The sequence below is a fragment of the Caulobacter sp. KR2-114 genome (assembly GCF_049446115.1).
GTDB lineage: Bacteria > Pseudomonadota > Alphaproteobacteria > Caulobacterales > Caulobacteraceae > Acaudatibacter.
Genome location: NZ_JBMSEC010000007.1, coordinates 328,477 through 343,294, shown reverse-complemented (window position 1 = coordinate 343,294; position 14,818 = coordinate 328,477). Strand labels below are relative to the sequence as shown.

Here is a 14,818-nt window from a genome sequence, read left to right as displayed (position 1 = left end):
ACTGACGTAAAGGCGCGCTTCGGACCGGAACGCGCCTGAAAGTCCTTTTGGGCGCGTTCGAAGCCATTTCCCTTCGACCAATCCACCCTTAAGAGCCGTCACGACATGGCCCGATACAATCCCAAAGAAGTCGAACCCAAGTGGCGCAACGCCTGGGCCGACGCCGACGTGTTCCGCGCCAGCGAGGCGTCGGACAAGCCGAAGTACTTCGTCATGGAGATGTTCCCCTATCCGTCGGGGCGTCTGCATGTCGGCCACGCGCGTAACTATGCGATGGGCGACGTGGTGGCCCGCTTCAAGCGCGCCCGCGGCTACAACGTGCTGCACCCGATGGGCTGGGACGCCTTCGGCCTGCCGGCGGAGAACGCCGCCGCCGAGCGGGGCGTCGACCCCGCCGCCTGGACCTATGACAACATCGCGGTGATGCGCGACGAGCTGAAGCGGCTGGGCGTGTCGATCGACTGGTCGCGCGAGTTCGCCACCTGCGACCCGGAATACTACGGCCAGCAGCAGGCCCTGTTCCTGCGCCTGTGGAAGAGCGGCCTGGTCTATCGCAAGGAAGGCCTGGTCAACTGGGACCCGGTCGACATGACCGTGCTGGCCAACGAACAGGTGATCGACGGCAAGGGCTGGCGCTCGGGCGCGCCGGTGGAGCGCAAGAAGCTGAACCAGTGGTTCATGCGCATCACCCAGTACGCCGACGAGCTGCTGGAGGGCCTGAAGACCCTGGACCGCTGGCCCGAGAAGGTCCGCATCATGCAGGAGAACTGGATCGGACGGTCCAGGGGCCTGAAGATGCGGTTCCTGTGGTCGGGCGCGGCGCCGCAGGGCTACGCGGACGGCCTGCCGATCTACACCACCCGGCCCGACACCCTGTTCGGCGCCAGCTTCGTGGCCGTCTCGCCGGACCACCCGCTGGCCGAGCAGCTGGCGGCGGCCGACCCCAAGGTCGCCGACTTCATCGCCGAATGCCGCAAGGGCGGCACCTCGGAGGCCGAGATCGAGTCGGCCGAGAAGCTGGGCTACGACACCGGCCTGAAGGTCGCCCATCCGTTCGATCCGGCCTGGGAACTGCCGGTGTGGATCGCCAACTTCATCCTGATGGACTACGGCACGGGGGCGATCTTCGGCTGTCCGGCGCACGACCAGCGCGACCTGGACTTCGCTCGGAAATATTCGCTGCCAGTGACCCAGGTAGTAACACACGGCTCGGAGGGCCTGCGGGATCAAATCGCCGCCGAGATTGCTTCTGGCCAAGCCTATATTGGCGGCTCGACGGATGTGATCATCAATTCCGGCTTCCTGGATGGCCTCAGCATCGAGGAAGCCAAGGCCGCCGCCATCGCCCGCATCGAGGCCCAGGGCCAGGGCGAAGGGGCCACGGTCTATCGCCTGCGCGACTGGGGCGTGGCGCGCCAGCGCGGCTGGGGCTGCCCGATCCCGGTGGTGCACTGCGCCAGGTGCGGCGTGGTCGCCGTGCCGGAGGACCAGCTGCCCGTGCGCCTGCCCACCGGCATGGACTTCTCCAAGCCCGGCAACGCCCTGGCGCGGCACCCGACCTTCAAGGCTACGACCTGCCCCGACTGCGGCGGCCCGGCCGAGCGCGACACCGACACCCTGGACACCTTCGTGGACTCGTCCTGGTACTTCGCCCGCTACGCCAACCCGCACGCCAAGGCGCCGGTGGACAAGGCGGCGGCCGACTACTGGATGCCGGTGGACCAGTACATCGGCGGCATCGAGCACGCCGTGCTGCACCTGCTGTACGCGCGCTTCATCACCCGCGCCCTGCGCGACGAGGGGCTGCTGAGCGTCAGCGAGCCGTTCGCCGGCCTGTTCACGCAAGGCATGGTCACGCACGAGACCTATCGCCGGCAGAACGGCGAGTGGGTCGACGCCGGCGCCGTCGAGGTGGTCAGCGAGGGCCAGACCCGCCGCGCCACCATCGCCGAGACTGGCGAGGCGCTGGTGATCGGCGACATCGAGAAGATGTCCAAGTCCAAGCGCAACGTCGTCGCCCCGGCCGACATCGCCGACGCCTACGGCGTGGACGCCGCGCGCCTGTTCGTGCTGTCCGACTCGCCGCCCGACCGCGACGTGCAATGGACCACGGGCGGCATCGAGGGCGCCTGGCGGCTGATCAACCGCATCTGGAACGAGTTCGACGCCCAGGCGGAGGCCGTGGCCGAGCCGGCGGTCGACGACGCCGCGGCGGCCCTGGCCCTGCGCAAGGCCACCCACCGCACGGTGAAGGCGGTGACCGAGGCGATCGACGGCTTCCGGTTCAACAGCGCGGTCGCCCGGCTGTACGAATTCGTCAACGCCTTCAAGGGCTTGCCCACGTCAGGAGCCTCCGCCGAGGGCCTGGCCGCGCGGCGCGAGGCGCTGTCGGCCCTGGCCCGGCTGATCGCCCCCTATGCCCCGCACCTGGCCGAGGAATGCTGGGCGCGGCTGGGCGAGGCAGGGATGGTCGCCACCGCCGACTGGCCGGTGTTCGATCCGGCCCTGACCGAGGACGACGAGAAGGTGCTGCCGGTGCAGATCAACGGCAAGCGCCGCGGCGAGGTCCGCGCCCCCGCCGGCGCCAGCGAGGCTGAGGTCGAGAAGCTGGTCCTGGCCGATCCGGAGATTGCGCAGCGGCTCGAAGGGCTTACGATCCGCAAGGTGATCGTGGTCAAGGACCGCATCGTCAATCTGGTGGCGGGGTAGCTTCAGCGGCTGTCCCTCGCCCTTCTCCCCTTGCGGGAGAAGGTGGCCCGCACAGCGGGTCGGATGAGGGGTCGATGGCGGTTCGGGTCTGGCGTCTTCGCGGCGCACGTAAAGGTGGGAGTTAGGACAATCACGATGGCTGCCCGACCCCTCATCCGTCGGCTTCGCCGACACCTTCTCCCGCAAGGGGAGAAGGCGCGTGGCGCCCTTGTCGCCCTGGGCCTCGTCGCCGCCGCCGCGCCCCTGGCCGGCTGCGGGTTCACGCCGCTCTACGCCGAGAACGGGGTCTCTCCCGGGCTGTCGTCGATCCAGGTGATCGCGCCGGAGGGCCGGGTCGGCTACCTGCTGCGCCAGGACCTGGACGACGAGCTGGCGCGCGACAAGGCGACGCCGGCCGCCTGGCGGCTGAACCTCGACGTCGGCCAGACCCGCGACCCGCGCGGCCTGCGCGAGGACAACACCGCCGAGCGCTACGAGGTGCAGGTGACGGTGAAGTACACCCTGACCGATGCGGCCACCGGCAAGGTGGCGACCGCCGGCCAGGTCACCAGCCAGGTCAGCTATGACGCCGCCGACCAGCCTTACGCCGGCATCGCCGCACGCGAGGACACCCAGCGCCGGGCCGCCTCGGACGCCGCGCGGCGCATCCGCCTGGCGCTGTCGGTATGGCTGGCCAAGCGCAACGCCGGGGGCGGCTGAGGCCCTTCGCGCATGATCCTCTCGCGCCGGCCCGACATCGAGCGCTTCCTGAAGACCCCGGACCCGGCGATCCGCGTGGCGGTGATCTATGGCCGCGACGTCGGCGTGGTGCGCGAGCGCGCCCAGGCGCTGGCCGCGGCGGTCACCGACCGGCCGGACGATCCGTTCGACTGCGCCCTGCTGACCGAGGCCGACATCGACGGCGAGGTGGGCAAGCTGGAGGGTGAGCTGCAGGCGATCTCGATGATGGGCGGCCGCCGGCTGGTGCGCCTGCGCCTGGGCGAGAAGGCGGCCGTCGACCGGGCGGCCTCCGAAGCCCTGGCGGCCCACGCCGCGGGCGATTTCAACCCCGACGCCTTCTTCCTGATCGAGGGCGGGGCCCTGGGCCGGGACTCGCAGGTGCGCAAGGTCGGCGAGAAGATCCAGGGGGTGGTGGTGATCCCCTGCTACGAGGACGAGCCGGGCGACCTGGCGCGGCTGACCCGCGAGGCCCTGGCCGCCGACAAGGTGGGCATCGAGACCGATGCCCTGGACCTGTTCGTCAGCCGGCTGCCGCGCGAACGCGGGGTGGCGCGCAGCGAGATCGAGCGCCTGGCGCTGTTCCTGGGGCCGGGTTCGGGCCGGGTGGCGCGGGCCGCCGACCTGGAGGACTTCCTGGGCGTGGAGCCCGAGGCCTCGCTGCTGGACGCCGCGCAGGACGCCTTCGGCGGCCGTCTCGGCGCGGCGCACGCCGGGCTGCGCCGCGCGGCCCAGGAAGGGGAGGGGGGTCCCGCCGCGGTCCGGGCCATGGGCATGCACCTGGCGAAGCTGCGCCGCACCCTGACCTTGCACCAGGCCGGCGCCGGCCTGCAGGAGGCCGCCAAGGCCTCGGGCGTGTTCTGGAAGGCCGAACGGGAGTTCCTGCGCCAGGCCCGCAGCTGGTCGCTGAAGGACCTCGACGGGGTTCAGGCCGACATCCTGGCCGCCGACCTCGCCTGCAAGCAATCCGGCAGCCCCGACCGCCTGATCTCGGAACGCCTGGCGCTGATGATCGCCGGCCGGGCCCGGCGGCTGGGGCTTTAGGGGCGTAACCCCTCACCTTCCCATGGCTGCGCCATGGGCCCCTCCCTCTCCCTATGGGAGAGGTGTTTTTCCCAATGATTAGCGCAACTTAATTCACCTCTCCCACAGGGAGAGGGAGGGGCCCGCGCGCCTTGCGCGAGCAAGGGGCGTGGGAGGGTGAGGGGTTACGCCCTCGCCCCCTAGCCCTGCCCCACCGGCGGCGCGGCCCGCGTCAGGCGGCGGCAGAGGTCGTCGAGCTGTTCGAGGGTGGCGTACTGGATGCGCAGCTCGCCGGCGCCGCCGGCGTCGCGGATTTCCACGTCCAGGCCCAGCACCTCGGCGAGGTCGGCCTCCAGGGCGCGGGTGTCGGCGTCCTTGCCGGCCTTCGGCTTGCGCGCCGCGGCCGGCTTGCCGGGCGCAGCCGCCTCGCCGGCCTGGCGGGCCAGGATCTCGGTCTGGCGCACGTTCAGGCCCTGGTCGACGATGCGCTGGGCCAGGGTTTCAGCGCCGGCGACGTCCAGCAGGGCGCGGGCGTGGCCGGCGCTGAGGCGGCCGGCCTCCAGGTGCTCGATCACCGGCGCCGGCAGGCGCAGCAGGCGCATGGTGTTGGCCACGTGGCTGCGGCTCTTGCCGACGATCCTGGCCAGCGCCTCCTGGGTGTGGGCGAAGCGCAGCGCCATGGCCTGGTAGGCCTGGGCCTCTTCGATCGGGTTCAGGTCGGCGCGCTGCACGTTCTCGATCAGGGCGATTTCCATCACCTCGGCGTCGCTCAGCTCGCGCACCAGCACCGGCACCGTGTGCAGCCCGGCCAGCTGCGCGGCGCGCCAGCGGCGCTCGCCGGCGACGATCTGGTACTCCCCGGCGACGCCCTCGACCGGGCGCACCAGGATCGGCTGGATCACGCCCTTTTCCTTCACCGAGGCGGCCAGCTCGTCCAGCTCGGCCTGGGCGAAGCTGCGGCGCGGCTGCTCCGGATTGCGCCGGATCAGCTCGATCGGCACATCCAGCGCGCCGCCGGCCGCAGGCGCGGCGACGGGCGCCGCGGCGCGCGCCTCGGGCGTGGCCGGAAGCTCCTGGGCCCCCACCTCGTCCAGCAGGGCCGACAATCCGCGTCCCAGTCCCCGTCGGCTCTCGGCCATGCGTGTCTCTCCGGAATTCGTGTTCAGACGGCGCTGGCGCGCTCGACGCGCTCGCGGGTCACCAGCTCGCGCGCCAGCTTCAGATAGGCCTGGCTGCCCGAGCACTTCAGGTCATAGATCAGCGCCGGCTTGCCGAACGACGGCGCCTCCGACACCCGCACGTTGCGCGGGATGATGGTCTCGTAGACCTTGTCGCCGAAGTGTTCGCGCACGTCGCGCGCCACCTGCGCCGACAGGCTGTTGCGCCGATCGTACATGGTCAGCACCACGCCCTGGATCTGCAAGGCCGGGTTGAGGCTGCCCTTCACCAGTTCGACGGTGCGCATCAGCTGGGTCAGGCCCTCGAGGGCGAAGAACTCGCACTGCAGCGGCACCAGCACCGCGTCGGCCGCCGTCATCGCATTGATGGTCAGGAGGTTCAGCGACGGCGGGCAGTCGATCAGGGCGTAGCTGTAGCTCTCCTCGGCCCGCACGGCGGCCAGGGCGTCCTTCAGCTTGAACGAGCGGCGCGGGGTCTGCCCCAGCTCCAGCTCCACGCCGGAGAGGTCCGGTTCCGACGGCAGCAGCTTCAGGCCCGGCAGCTCGGTCTGCACCGCGGCGTCGGCGATCGACACCCCGTCCATCAGCACGTCGTACAGGGTCTTGGCGCGCATGTGCCGCGGCACGCCCAGGCCGGTGGAGGCGTTGCCCTGCGGATCGGCGTCGATCAGCAGCACCTTCTCGCCGACCGCGGCCAGGGCGGCGCAGATGTTGATCGCCGTGGTGGTCTTGCCCACGCCCCCCTTCTGGTTGGCGACGGCGAGCACGCGCAGGGGTTTCGTCTTCGCCTCAGGCACGGGAAAGCCTTTCGATCGAGAGGATGCGGCCGCGGGGGTCGCTCTGGCTGGGCAGGATGTCGACGTCGAACCGCCACGCCGCGCGGGCCTCGGCGATCTCGGCCTCGGCGTCCTGGCCCTTGAGGAACAGGGCGCGGGCGCCGCGGGCCATGAACGGCTGCGCGTAGGACAGCAGGCGGGTGAGGGGGGCGACGGCCCGGGCGGTGACCACGTCGACCTTCAGCTTCACGTCCTCGGCCCGGGCATTGATCACCTGGGCGGGGAGGGCGAGCTCGGTCACCACCTCGGCCAGGAAGCGGCAGCGCTTGGCCATGCTCTCCACCAGATGCACCCGCGGACCCTGGCCGCCCGGGTCCGCCCGGCCGTTCAGCAGGATCGCCAGCACGAGGCCCGGAAAGCCCGCGCCGGCGCCGAGGTCGGCCCAGGTCCGGGCGTCCGGGGCCAGCGGCAGCAGCTGCGCGCTGTCCCAGGCATGGCGCGACCAGAACTGCGGCAGGGTCGCCGGCCCGACCAGGTTCATCCGCCCGTTCCAGTCGCCGAGCAGGGTCTCGAACCGCGCCAGGTCGGCCAGCTGTTCTGGCGTGGCCCCGGCAAGCGAGGCGAACCCCGCGGCGTCCAGCGCCGCCGGGTCGACGGATCCCGGGTCCGCGGTAATCGGGTCAGGCAGCGCGCGTGCGGCGGACATGGGCGAGCAGGGCGGTGAGCGCGCCGGGGGTGACGCCTTCGATGCGGGCGGCCTGGCCGAGGGTGGCGGGCCGGACGGCGGCCAGCTTTTCCTTCACCTCGTTGGAGAGGCCGCCGAGGGCGGCATAGTCCAGGTCGGCCGGCAGGGTCAGATTCTCGTCGCGGCGGAACAGCTCGACGTCGGCGGCCTGCCGGTCGAGGTAGCCGTGGTAGGCGGCGTCGATTTCGACCTGTTCCCGGGCAAATTGCGGCCAGGCCTCAAGCTCCGGCCAAACCTTTGAAAGACTTGGGAAATCGATCGTCGGAAAGGCCAGAAGCTCGAAGATGTTGCGCCGCTGTCCGTTCTGACCGACCCGTAGCCCGAATTTGCCGGCCTCCGTGGGCGACAGAGCCAATTTTCGCGCGCGCTCGCGAACCTCGAAAAGCACGCGAGACTTGTCCTCGAACACTTTCGCGCGCGCTGATTGAACGACCCCGAGCGCGACGCCCTTGGCTGTCAGCCGCTGGTCGGCGTTGTCGGCGCGCAGCTGCAGTCGGAACTCCGCGCGGCTGGTGAACATGCGGTAAGGCTCGGTCACGCCGCGGGTGACCAGGTCGTCGATCATCACCCCGATGTAGGCCTCGTCGCGGGCGAAGCTGGCGGCGTCCTGGCCGGCGGCGGCGCGGGCCGCGTTCAGCCCGGCGACCAGGCCCTGGGCGCCCGCCTCCTCATAGCCCGTGGTGCCGTTGATCTGGCCCGCCAGGTAGAGGCCGGGCAGGCGCTTGACCTGCAGGCCGACGTCCAGCTCGCGCGGGTCGACGTAGTCGTACTCGATGGCGTAGCCGTAGCGGAACACCTGCACCTGGGCCAGGCCCGGGATGGTGCGCAGGAACAGGTCCTGGGTTTCTTCCGAGACCGAGGTCGAGATGCCGTTGGGATAGACCGTCGGATCGTCCAGCCCCTCGGGCTCGAGGAAGATCTGGTGGCTGGAGCGGTCGGCGAACCGCACCACCTTGTCCTCGATCGACGGGCAGTAGCGCGGCCCGACGCCGGTGACCTTGCCGCCATAGACCGCCGACTCGCCGAGCCGCTCGGCGATGATCCGGTGGGTTGCTTCCGTGGTGTAGGTCACCCCGCACGCCACCTGGGGCGTGGTGATGGTCTCGGTCAGGAACGAGAAGGGGACCGGCTCGGCGTCGGCGGCCTGCATTTCCAGCCCGGCCCAATCGATCGTCCGGCCATCCAGGCGGGCCGGGGTGCCGGTCTTCAGCCGGCCCATCTTCAGGCCGCTGGCGTACAGCCGGTCGGACAGGCCGATCGCCGGGGCGTCGCCGACACGGCCGGCCGGAATGCGCTCGTCGCCGCGGTGGATCACCCCCTTCAGGAAGGTGCCGGTGGTCAGCACGACGCTGGCCGCGCGGTAGGTCTCGCCGGTGGCGCCCACCACGCCGGTGACCCGGCCGTCCTCGACGATCAGGTCCTCGACCGCCTCGGCCTTCAGGCTCAGGTTGGCCTGCGCCTCGAGCGCCGCCCGCATCGCCTCGCGGTAGAGCCGCCGGTCGATCTGCGCCCGGGGGCCGCGCACGGCTGGGCCCTTCGACCGATTGAGCAGCCGGAACTGGATGCCGGCCTGGTCGGCCATGCGGCCCATCAGCCCGTCCAGGGCGTCGATCTCGCGCACCAGATGGCCCTTGCCCAGGCCGCCGATCGCCGGGTTGCAGGACATCTCGCCCAGCGTCTCGAGCTTGTGCGTGAGCAGCAGGGTGCGCGCGCCGAAGCGGGCGGCCGCGGCGGCCGCCTCGCATCCGGCATGCCCGCCGCCGATCACGATCACATCCCACGCGTGGGTCACGACATCTCCAGACTCGGTTAGCCGGCGTCCCGGCGCCCCCGTTACATATAGGAAGCCCCCTATAGGGTCGAGGCGCGCGGCCGGTGTTTCACGTGAAACACGTTGTCGCTCACAGGGTGGCCGGGGTTATCCCCAGGGGCTGTGTTTCACGTGAAACACCCTCACCCGGCCCTCTCCCGCAAGCGGGAGAGGGCTAACGCGCGGCCTCTGGTTCAGAGCCCTCTCCCCGCGAGCGGGGAGAGGGTTGGGTGAGGGGTAGCCCCCTGTTTCACGTGAAACAACGGCTCTCACTTGCCGATGCAGAAGCTCGCGAACACCAGGTCCAGGACGTCTTCCGCCCCGATCCGGCCGGCCACGCGGCCCAGGGCGCGGGCGGCCAGGCGCACGTCCTCGGCGGCCAGCTCGGGTTCCTCCAGGCTGCCCAGGGCCCGGCGCAGGTGATCGCGGGCGGCTTCCAGCAGGCCGCGGTGGCGCGCCCGGGTGACCGCCGGGAACTCCGCCCCCGAGAGGTCCGCCGTCACGCGATCCGACAGTCCCGCGAGCAACCCGGCCACGCCGCCGGCCGACACCGACAGGGCCTGCGCCTGGGGCGCCGCGGCCCGCACGGCGGCGGCATCTGCGCCCTCGGCCAGGTCCGCCTTGTTGAGCAGCACCATGTCCCGCGGCTGCAGCAGGTCGGCGGCGAGCCGCCAGGCGCCGTCGCTGGCCGAGCCGTCGACCAGCCACAGGCGCAGGTCGGCCTCCGCGGCCCAGGCCCGGGCTCGCCGCACCCCCTCCACCTCGACGGGATCGACCGTGTCCCGCAGACCGGCCATGTCGGCCAGCAGCACCTTGTAGCCGGACAGCACCAGGGGGGCCTCGATCACGTCGCGGGTGGCCCCGGGGATCGGGGTGACGATCGCGGCGTCACGGCCCAGCAGGGCGTTGAACAGGCTGGACTTGCCGGCGTTCGGCGCGCCGATGATGGCGATGCGGTAGCCGTCGCGGATGCGCCGGCCCCGCGCCTCGTCGGCCAGCGCCGCTTCCAGGGCCGTCAGCAACGCCTCGATGGGCTCGCGGGCGCGGGCCGCGACGTCGGCCGGCACGTCCTCGTCGGGGAAGTCGACCGCCGCCTCCAGCTGCGCCAGCGCCTCGATCAGCTGGCGGCGCCAGTGGTCGTAGCGTTCGCCAAGGGCGCCCTCGAGCTGGCCCAGCGCCTGGCGGGCCTGGGCGTCGGTTTCCGCGTCCACCAGGTCGGCCACGGCCTCGGCCTGGTCGAGGTCCAGGCGGCCGTTCTCGAAGGCGCGGCGGGTGAACTCGCCCGGCTCGGCCAGCCGCAGGCCGCTGTCCAGCAGGGCCTGGGTGGCCGCGGCGACGACCGCCAGGCCGCCGTGCAGATGCAGTTCGGCGCTGTCCTCGCCGGTGTAGCTGGACGGCCCCGGGAACCAGAGCACCAGGCCCCTGTCGATCACGGCGCCCTGGGGCGAGCGGAGGGTTCGCAGCGCCGCCCGCCGCGGGCCGGGCGGCCGACGCAGGCCCAGCGCCGCCAGCGCCGCGGCGGTCGCCGGGCCGGAGATTCGCACCACCGCCACCGCCGCCCGGCCAGGCGCCGTGGCGGGGGCGAAGATGGTGTCCGTCATCCCCCGGTCTTACCCCGCAGGCTGGCGCCGGTGGCCGCGGTCATCAGCTTCATGAACTGTTCCTGGGCCTGGCCGCCGAAGGCCATCCAGGTCTTCATCAGCTCTTCGGGCGCGGCCATGGCGATGTTGGCGTCCATGCGCTTCTTCATCTCGGCGACCATGTGTTCGTTGAGCGCCCGCACGTCCGGCAGGCCCAGGAAGGTGCGCGCCTCTTCGGGGGTGCAGTCGACTTCCACGCTGACTTTCATGTCCGGCTCTCCGAAGGCGATCGGGGCCTTGTTCAAGCCCACGCGTTTGTTATGGGCCAAGCCGGGGGCCACGCGCTAGAGCCCTTCAGGGTCAGATGATTTCATCTGACCCGCTGAAGGGCTCCAACTCGAACGGTCAGAGCATGTCCAGGCGGCGAAACCGGAACCACTTTCGCCTGACATGCTCTAGTACGCCTTTCAATTCCAGGGACGGAGGATGACCACCATGGGCGAAACCATCGCCATCAAGACGCCTGACGGCGACTTCACCGCCTATCTGGCGCGGCCTCAGGCCGACAGCGCCCCCGCCATCGTGGTGATCCAGGAGATCTTCGGCGTGAACCAGGTGATGCGCGACATCACCGACGACTTGGCCGCCAAGGGCTTCGTCGCCATCTGCCCGGACCTGTTCTGGCGCATCGAGCCGGGCATCGACATCACCGACAAGAGCGAGGCCGAGTGGAAGCGGGCGTTCGAGCTGTTCAACGCCTTCGACGTCGACGCCGGGGTCAAGGACATCGCCGCGGTGATCGCCCAGGCCAGGGCCATGCCCGGGGTCAGCGGCAAGGTCGGCGCGGTGGGCTTCTGCCTGGGCGGTCTGCTCGCCTTCCTCACCGCCACCCGCACCGACGCCGACGCCAGCGTGTCCTATTACGGAGTCGGCATCGAGAACCGGCTGGCGGAGGCCGACAAGCTGGCCGCGCCGCTGATGCTGCACATCGCCGAGGAGGACCAGTTCGTGCCCAAGCCGGCGCAGGAGATGATCCTGGCGGCGCTGAAGAACCATCCGCACATCACCATCCACACCTACCCCGGCCGCGACCACGCCTTCGCCCGCGAGGGCGGCGAGCACTACGACGCCGCCGACGCCGCCGTGGCGGGCAACCGCACCCTGGAATTCTTCAAGAAGGCGCTTTGAGCATGCTGGCCGTACAAGCCCGGGAAGCGGGCGGACCCGAGGTCCTCGACGTCGTCGACATCCCCGAGCCTGAGCCGAAGCCCGGCCAGGTCGTCGTGCGCCATGAGGCGGTGGGCCTGAACTTCATCGACACCTACCAGCGCTCCGGCCTCTACCCGGTGAAGTTCCCGCTGGTGCTGGGCCAGGAGGCCGCCGGCGTGGTCAGCGCGGTGGGCGAGGGGGTGACCCGCTTCAAGGCGGGCGACCGCATCGCCTATGCCGGCACGACGGGCGCCTACGCCGAGGCCCAGGCGGTGAACGCCGCCCGCGCCGTGAAGCTGCCGGACGGCATCTCCGCCGAGGTCGCCGCCGCCGCCCTGCTGAAGGGCATGACCGCCGAGTTCCTGCTGCGGCGCTGCTACCCGGTGAAGTCCGGCCAGACCATCCTCACCCACGCCGCGGCCGGCGGGGTCGGCACCATCCTGGTGCAGTGGGCCAAGGCGCTGGGCGCCACGGTGATCGGCACGGTCGGGTCCGAGGAGAAGGCCGCCCTGGCCCGGGCGCATGGGGCCGATCACGTGATCCTCTACCGCACCGAGGACGTGCCGGCGCGGGTCAAGGAGATCACCGGCGGCCAGGGCGTGCCGGTGGTCTACGATTCCGTCGGCGCCGCCACCTTCGAGATGAGCCTGGCCAGTCTCGCCCGGCGCGGAACCTACGTCACCTTCGGCAACGCCTCCGGCCCGGTCCCGCCGGTCCCCCCGCTGCGGCTGATGCAGGGCGGCTCGCTGTTCATGACCCGGCCGACCATGGGCGACTACCAGGCCACCACCGAGGAGCTGGACGAGAGCGCCGCGGCCCTGTTCCAGGTGATCCTCTCCGGCCAGGTGAAGGTCGAGATCGGCCAGCGCTTCGCCCTGAAGGACACCCGCGCCGCGCACGAGGCGCTGCAGGCCCGCGAGACCGTCGGGGCCACGGTGCTGCTGCCGTAGCGGCGGCGGCAACGCGCGCCAACTTTCATCTGTCATCCCGGAATCCGCGCAGCGGATATCCGGGACCGCGGCAAGCGCCGGCGCCCGCTAGGGCCGGCGAACGTCAGCGTTTCCGGCGGTCCCGGATATGGGCTGGCGCCCATTCCGGGATGACAGACCTGGAAGTTCAAGCGAAGCCGCGCCCAACGAAAACGGGCGGTGTTTCACGTGAAACACCGCCCGATCGCGTCCGGCTCTGGGCCGATTCGGTTAAGCGAACCTCGCCGCCTCAGGTGTTCATCGACTGGAAGAACTCGGCGTTGTTCTTCGACTGGCGCAGCTTGTCGAGCAGGAACTCGATGGCGTCCTGCGCCCCCATCGGGTTGAGGATCCGGTGCAGGATGTAGACCTTCTGCAGCTGGTCCTTCGGGGTGATCAGGTCTTCCTTGCGGGTGCCGGACTTGATCACGTCGATGGCCGGGTAGATCCGCTTGTCGGCGACCTTGCGGTCGAGGATGATTTCCGAGTTGCCGGTGCCCTTGAACTCTTCGAAGATCACCTCGTCCATCCGGCTGCCGGTGTCGATCAGGGCGGTGGCGATGATGGTCAGCGAGCCGCCTTCCTCGATGTTCCGCGCGGCGCCGAAGAAGCGCTTCGGCCGCTGCAGGGCGTTGGCGTCGACACCGCCGGTCAGCACCTTGCCCGAGGACGGCACCACGGTGTTGTAGGCGCGGCCCAGGCGGGTCACGGAGTCCAGCAGGATCACCACGTCGCGCTTGTGCTCGACCAGGCGCTTGGCCTTCTCGATCACCATTTCGGCCACCGCCACGTGGCGGGTCGCCGGCTCGTCGAAGGTGGAGGAGACCACCTCGCCCTTCACGGTGCGCTGCATGTCGGTGACTTCCTCGGGACGTTCGTCGATGAGGAGCACGATCAGGTAGCACTCGGGGTGGTTGGCGGCGATCGACTTGGCGATGTTCTGCAGCATCACCGTCTTGCCAACCCGCGGCGGGGCGGTGATCAGGCAGCGCTGGCCCTTGCCGAGCGGCGCGGTGATGTCGATCAGCCGGCCGGTGCGGTCCTTCAGCGTCGGGTCCTCGATCTCCATCTTCAGCCGCTCTTCCGGATAGAGCGGGGTCAGGTTGTCGAACAGCACCTTGTGGCGGACGTTGTCGGGGTTCTCGAAGTTGATCAGCTGCACGCTGGTCAGGGCGAAATAGCGCTCGCCCTCGCGGGGCGCGCGCACGCCGCCGTCGACGGTGTCGCCGGTGCGCAGGCCGAACTTCCGGATCTGCGAGGGGGAGACATAGATGTCGTCGGGGCCGGGCAGGTAGTTGGCTTCCGGGCTGCGCAGGAAGCCGAAGCCGTCCTGCACCACTTCCAGGGTGCCGGAGCCGCCGATCTCGATGCCCTCTTCGGCGAGGGTCTTGAGGATGGCGAACATGATGTCCTGCTTGCGCATCGAGTTGGCGTTCTCGATGTCGAGCTGCTCGGCGAAGGCGACCAGGTCGGCCGGCGACTTCTCCTTCAGCTCCTGCAGGGTCATGCGGGTGAGGCCGAGGGCGGCGATGGCCTTGCTGGCGGCGGACGGTTCGTTGCTGTCGTCGGCGTCTTCGCCGTCGTCCTCGGCGCTGATCCCCTCGACGGCGTCCTCGCCGGCGGCTTCCGGCGGCGGAAACGCGGTGGTGGCAGCTTCCAGGGCGGCCTCTTCGGCGGCGCCGGCGGCCTCGGTCTCGGGGGTGTCGGTATCGGACATGGGTATACTCTTCGGAGGATGGACTCCGGGCCTGGACAGACCCTGAGTGTTCTTTAAGCCCCTGAACCGCGCTGAAAGAGGGCGGACGAGGCGGATGGATTTCGGGTTCGGACGGGGTGCTCCGCCATCGAGGGCGGGCCGGTCCGGAGGGAAGGCGGGGGAGCCGCAGGCGGTTTCGCCGCAACTCGCGACCAGCGGAACCACAGAACGGGGCGCCTCGTCAAGGAAGCGCATCGCCACGCCGCAGATGGTGAAGCCTCCGGACCGGCGCAAGGGTCCTCTTCTGCAGCTCGCACCACCTCTCTTCCCCCTCTGGGGGAAGTACGGCCGAAGGCCGGGAAGGGGGTTATCGCGCGCTGGCCAGCGGGGACTTCCCCCAGAGGGGG

Annotated in this window: 12 protein-coding genes; 5 read left to right on the top strand and 7 right to left on the bottom strand. The window is 70.7% G+C overall.

All coding sequences use genetic code 11. From position 1 onward, the window contains the following. The first annotated feature begins 105 nt into the window (after window positions 1-105). The 3 genes from leuS (at window position 106) to holA (ending at window position 4,470) form a co-directional block, all read left to right on the top strand. Window positions 106-2,709, top strand: coding sequence for a leucine--tRNA ligase (leuS, locus tag ACO2Q3_RS23405; RefSeq protein WP_423311070.1), 2,604 nt, complete (start codon window positions 106-108; stop codon window positions 2,707-2,709). Window positions 2,710-2,844: 135 nt separating this feature from the next. Then, window positions 2,845-3,408 carry an LPS assembly lipoprotein LptE gene (gene lptE / locus ACO2Q3_RS23400; protein WP_423311068.1) on the top strand — a complete coding sequence of 188 codons (564 nt, stop codon included), beginning with the start codon at window positions 2,845-2,847 and terminating at the stop codon, window positions 3,406-3,408. Between the two features lie 12 nt (window positions 3,409-3,420). Next, window positions 3,421-4,470 (top strand): DNA polymerase III subunit delta, encoded by a 1,050-nt coding sequence (gene holA / locus ACO2Q3_RS23395; protein WP_423311066.1) that lies wholly within the window; start codon window positions 3,421-3,423, stop codon window positions 4,468-4,470. A gap of 179 nt (window positions 4,471-4,649) precedes the next feature. Here the strand turns inward: holA and ACO2Q3_RS23390 are convergent, their stop codons facing one another. From ACO2Q3_RS23390 to ACO2Q3_RS23365, 6 genes are all read right to left on the bottom strand, one after another. Beyond that, the gene (locus ACO2Q3_RS23390) at window positions 4,650-5,588 is read right to left on the bottom strand and encodes a ParB/RepB/Spo0J family partition protein (RefSeq protein WP_423311064.1); all 939 of its coding nucleotides are present in this window, start codon (window positions 5,586-5,588) and stop codon (window positions 4,650-4,652) included. 23 nt (window positions 5,589-5,611) lie between these two features. Next, window positions 5,612-6,424, bottom strand: a complete 813-nt coding sequence (locus ACO2Q3_RS23385; protein WP_423311062.1) for a ParA family protein — start codon at window positions 6,422-6,424, stop codon at window positions 5,612-5,614. Continuing rightward, entirely contained in the window at window positions 6,417-7,109 is a 693-nt protein-coding gene (gene rsmG / locus ACO2Q3_RS23380) for a 16S rRNA (guanine(527)-N(7))-methyltransferase RsmG (RefSeq protein ID WP_423311060.1), read from the bottom strand. The genes ACO2Q3_RS23385 and rsmG overlap by 8 nt, the downstream gene beginning before the upstream one ends. Next, window positions 7,084-8,940: a tRNA uridine-5-carboxymethylaminomethyl(34) synthesis enzyme MnmG gene (gene mnmG / locus ACO2Q3_RS23375; protein WP_423311058.1), complete on the bottom strand. Its 1,857-nt coding sequence runs from the start codon at window positions 8,938-8,940 to the stop codon at window positions 7,084-7,086. The genes rsmG and mnmG overlap by 26 nt, the downstream gene beginning before the upstream one ends. A 287-nt stretch (window positions 8,941-9,227) precedes the next feature. Further along, the gene (mnmE, locus tag ACO2Q3_RS23370; protein ID WP_423311056.1) at window positions 9,228-10,559 is read right to left on the bottom strand and encodes a tRNA uridine-5-carboxymethylaminomethyl(34) synthesis GTPase MnmE; all 1,332 of its coding nucleotides are present in this window, start codon (window positions 10,557-10,559) and stop codon (window positions 9,228-9,230) included. Continuing rightward, window positions 10,556-10,807, bottom strand: a complete 252-nt coding sequence (locus ACO2Q3_RS23365; RefSeq protein WP_423311054.1) for a DUF6489 family protein — start codon at window positions 10,805-10,807, stop codon at window positions 10,556-10,558. Before ACO2Q3_RS23365 ends, mnmE begins: the two co-directional genes overlap by 4 nt. Window positions 10,808-11,033: 226 nt before the next feature. Here ACO2Q3_RS23365 and ACO2Q3_RS23360 point away from each other — a divergent pair, with 226 nt between their 5' ends. Beyond that, on the top strand, window positions 11,034-11,726 hold the full coding sequence (locus ACO2Q3_RS23360) for a dienelactone hydrolase family protein (RefSeq protein ID WP_423311052.1): 693 nt from the start codon (window positions 11,034-11,036) through the stop codon (window positions 11,724-11,726). A gap of 2 nt (window positions 11,727-11,728) precedes the next feature. Next, window positions 11,729-12,697, top strand: coding sequence for a quinone oxidoreductase family protein (locus ACO2Q3_RS23355; RefSeq protein WP_423311050.1), 969 nt, complete (start codon window positions 11,729-11,731; stop codon window positions 12,695-12,697). Between the two features lie 268 nt (window positions 12,698-12,965). Here the strand turns inward: ACO2Q3_RS23355 and rho are convergent, their stop codons facing one another. Then, window positions 12,966-14,432, bottom strand: coding sequence for a transcription termination factor Rho (gene rho / locus ACO2Q3_RS23350; RefSeq protein WP_423311048.1), 1,467 nt, complete (start codon window positions 14,430-14,432; stop codon window positions 12,966-12,968). Window positions 14,433-14,818: the final 386 nt, after the last annotated feature.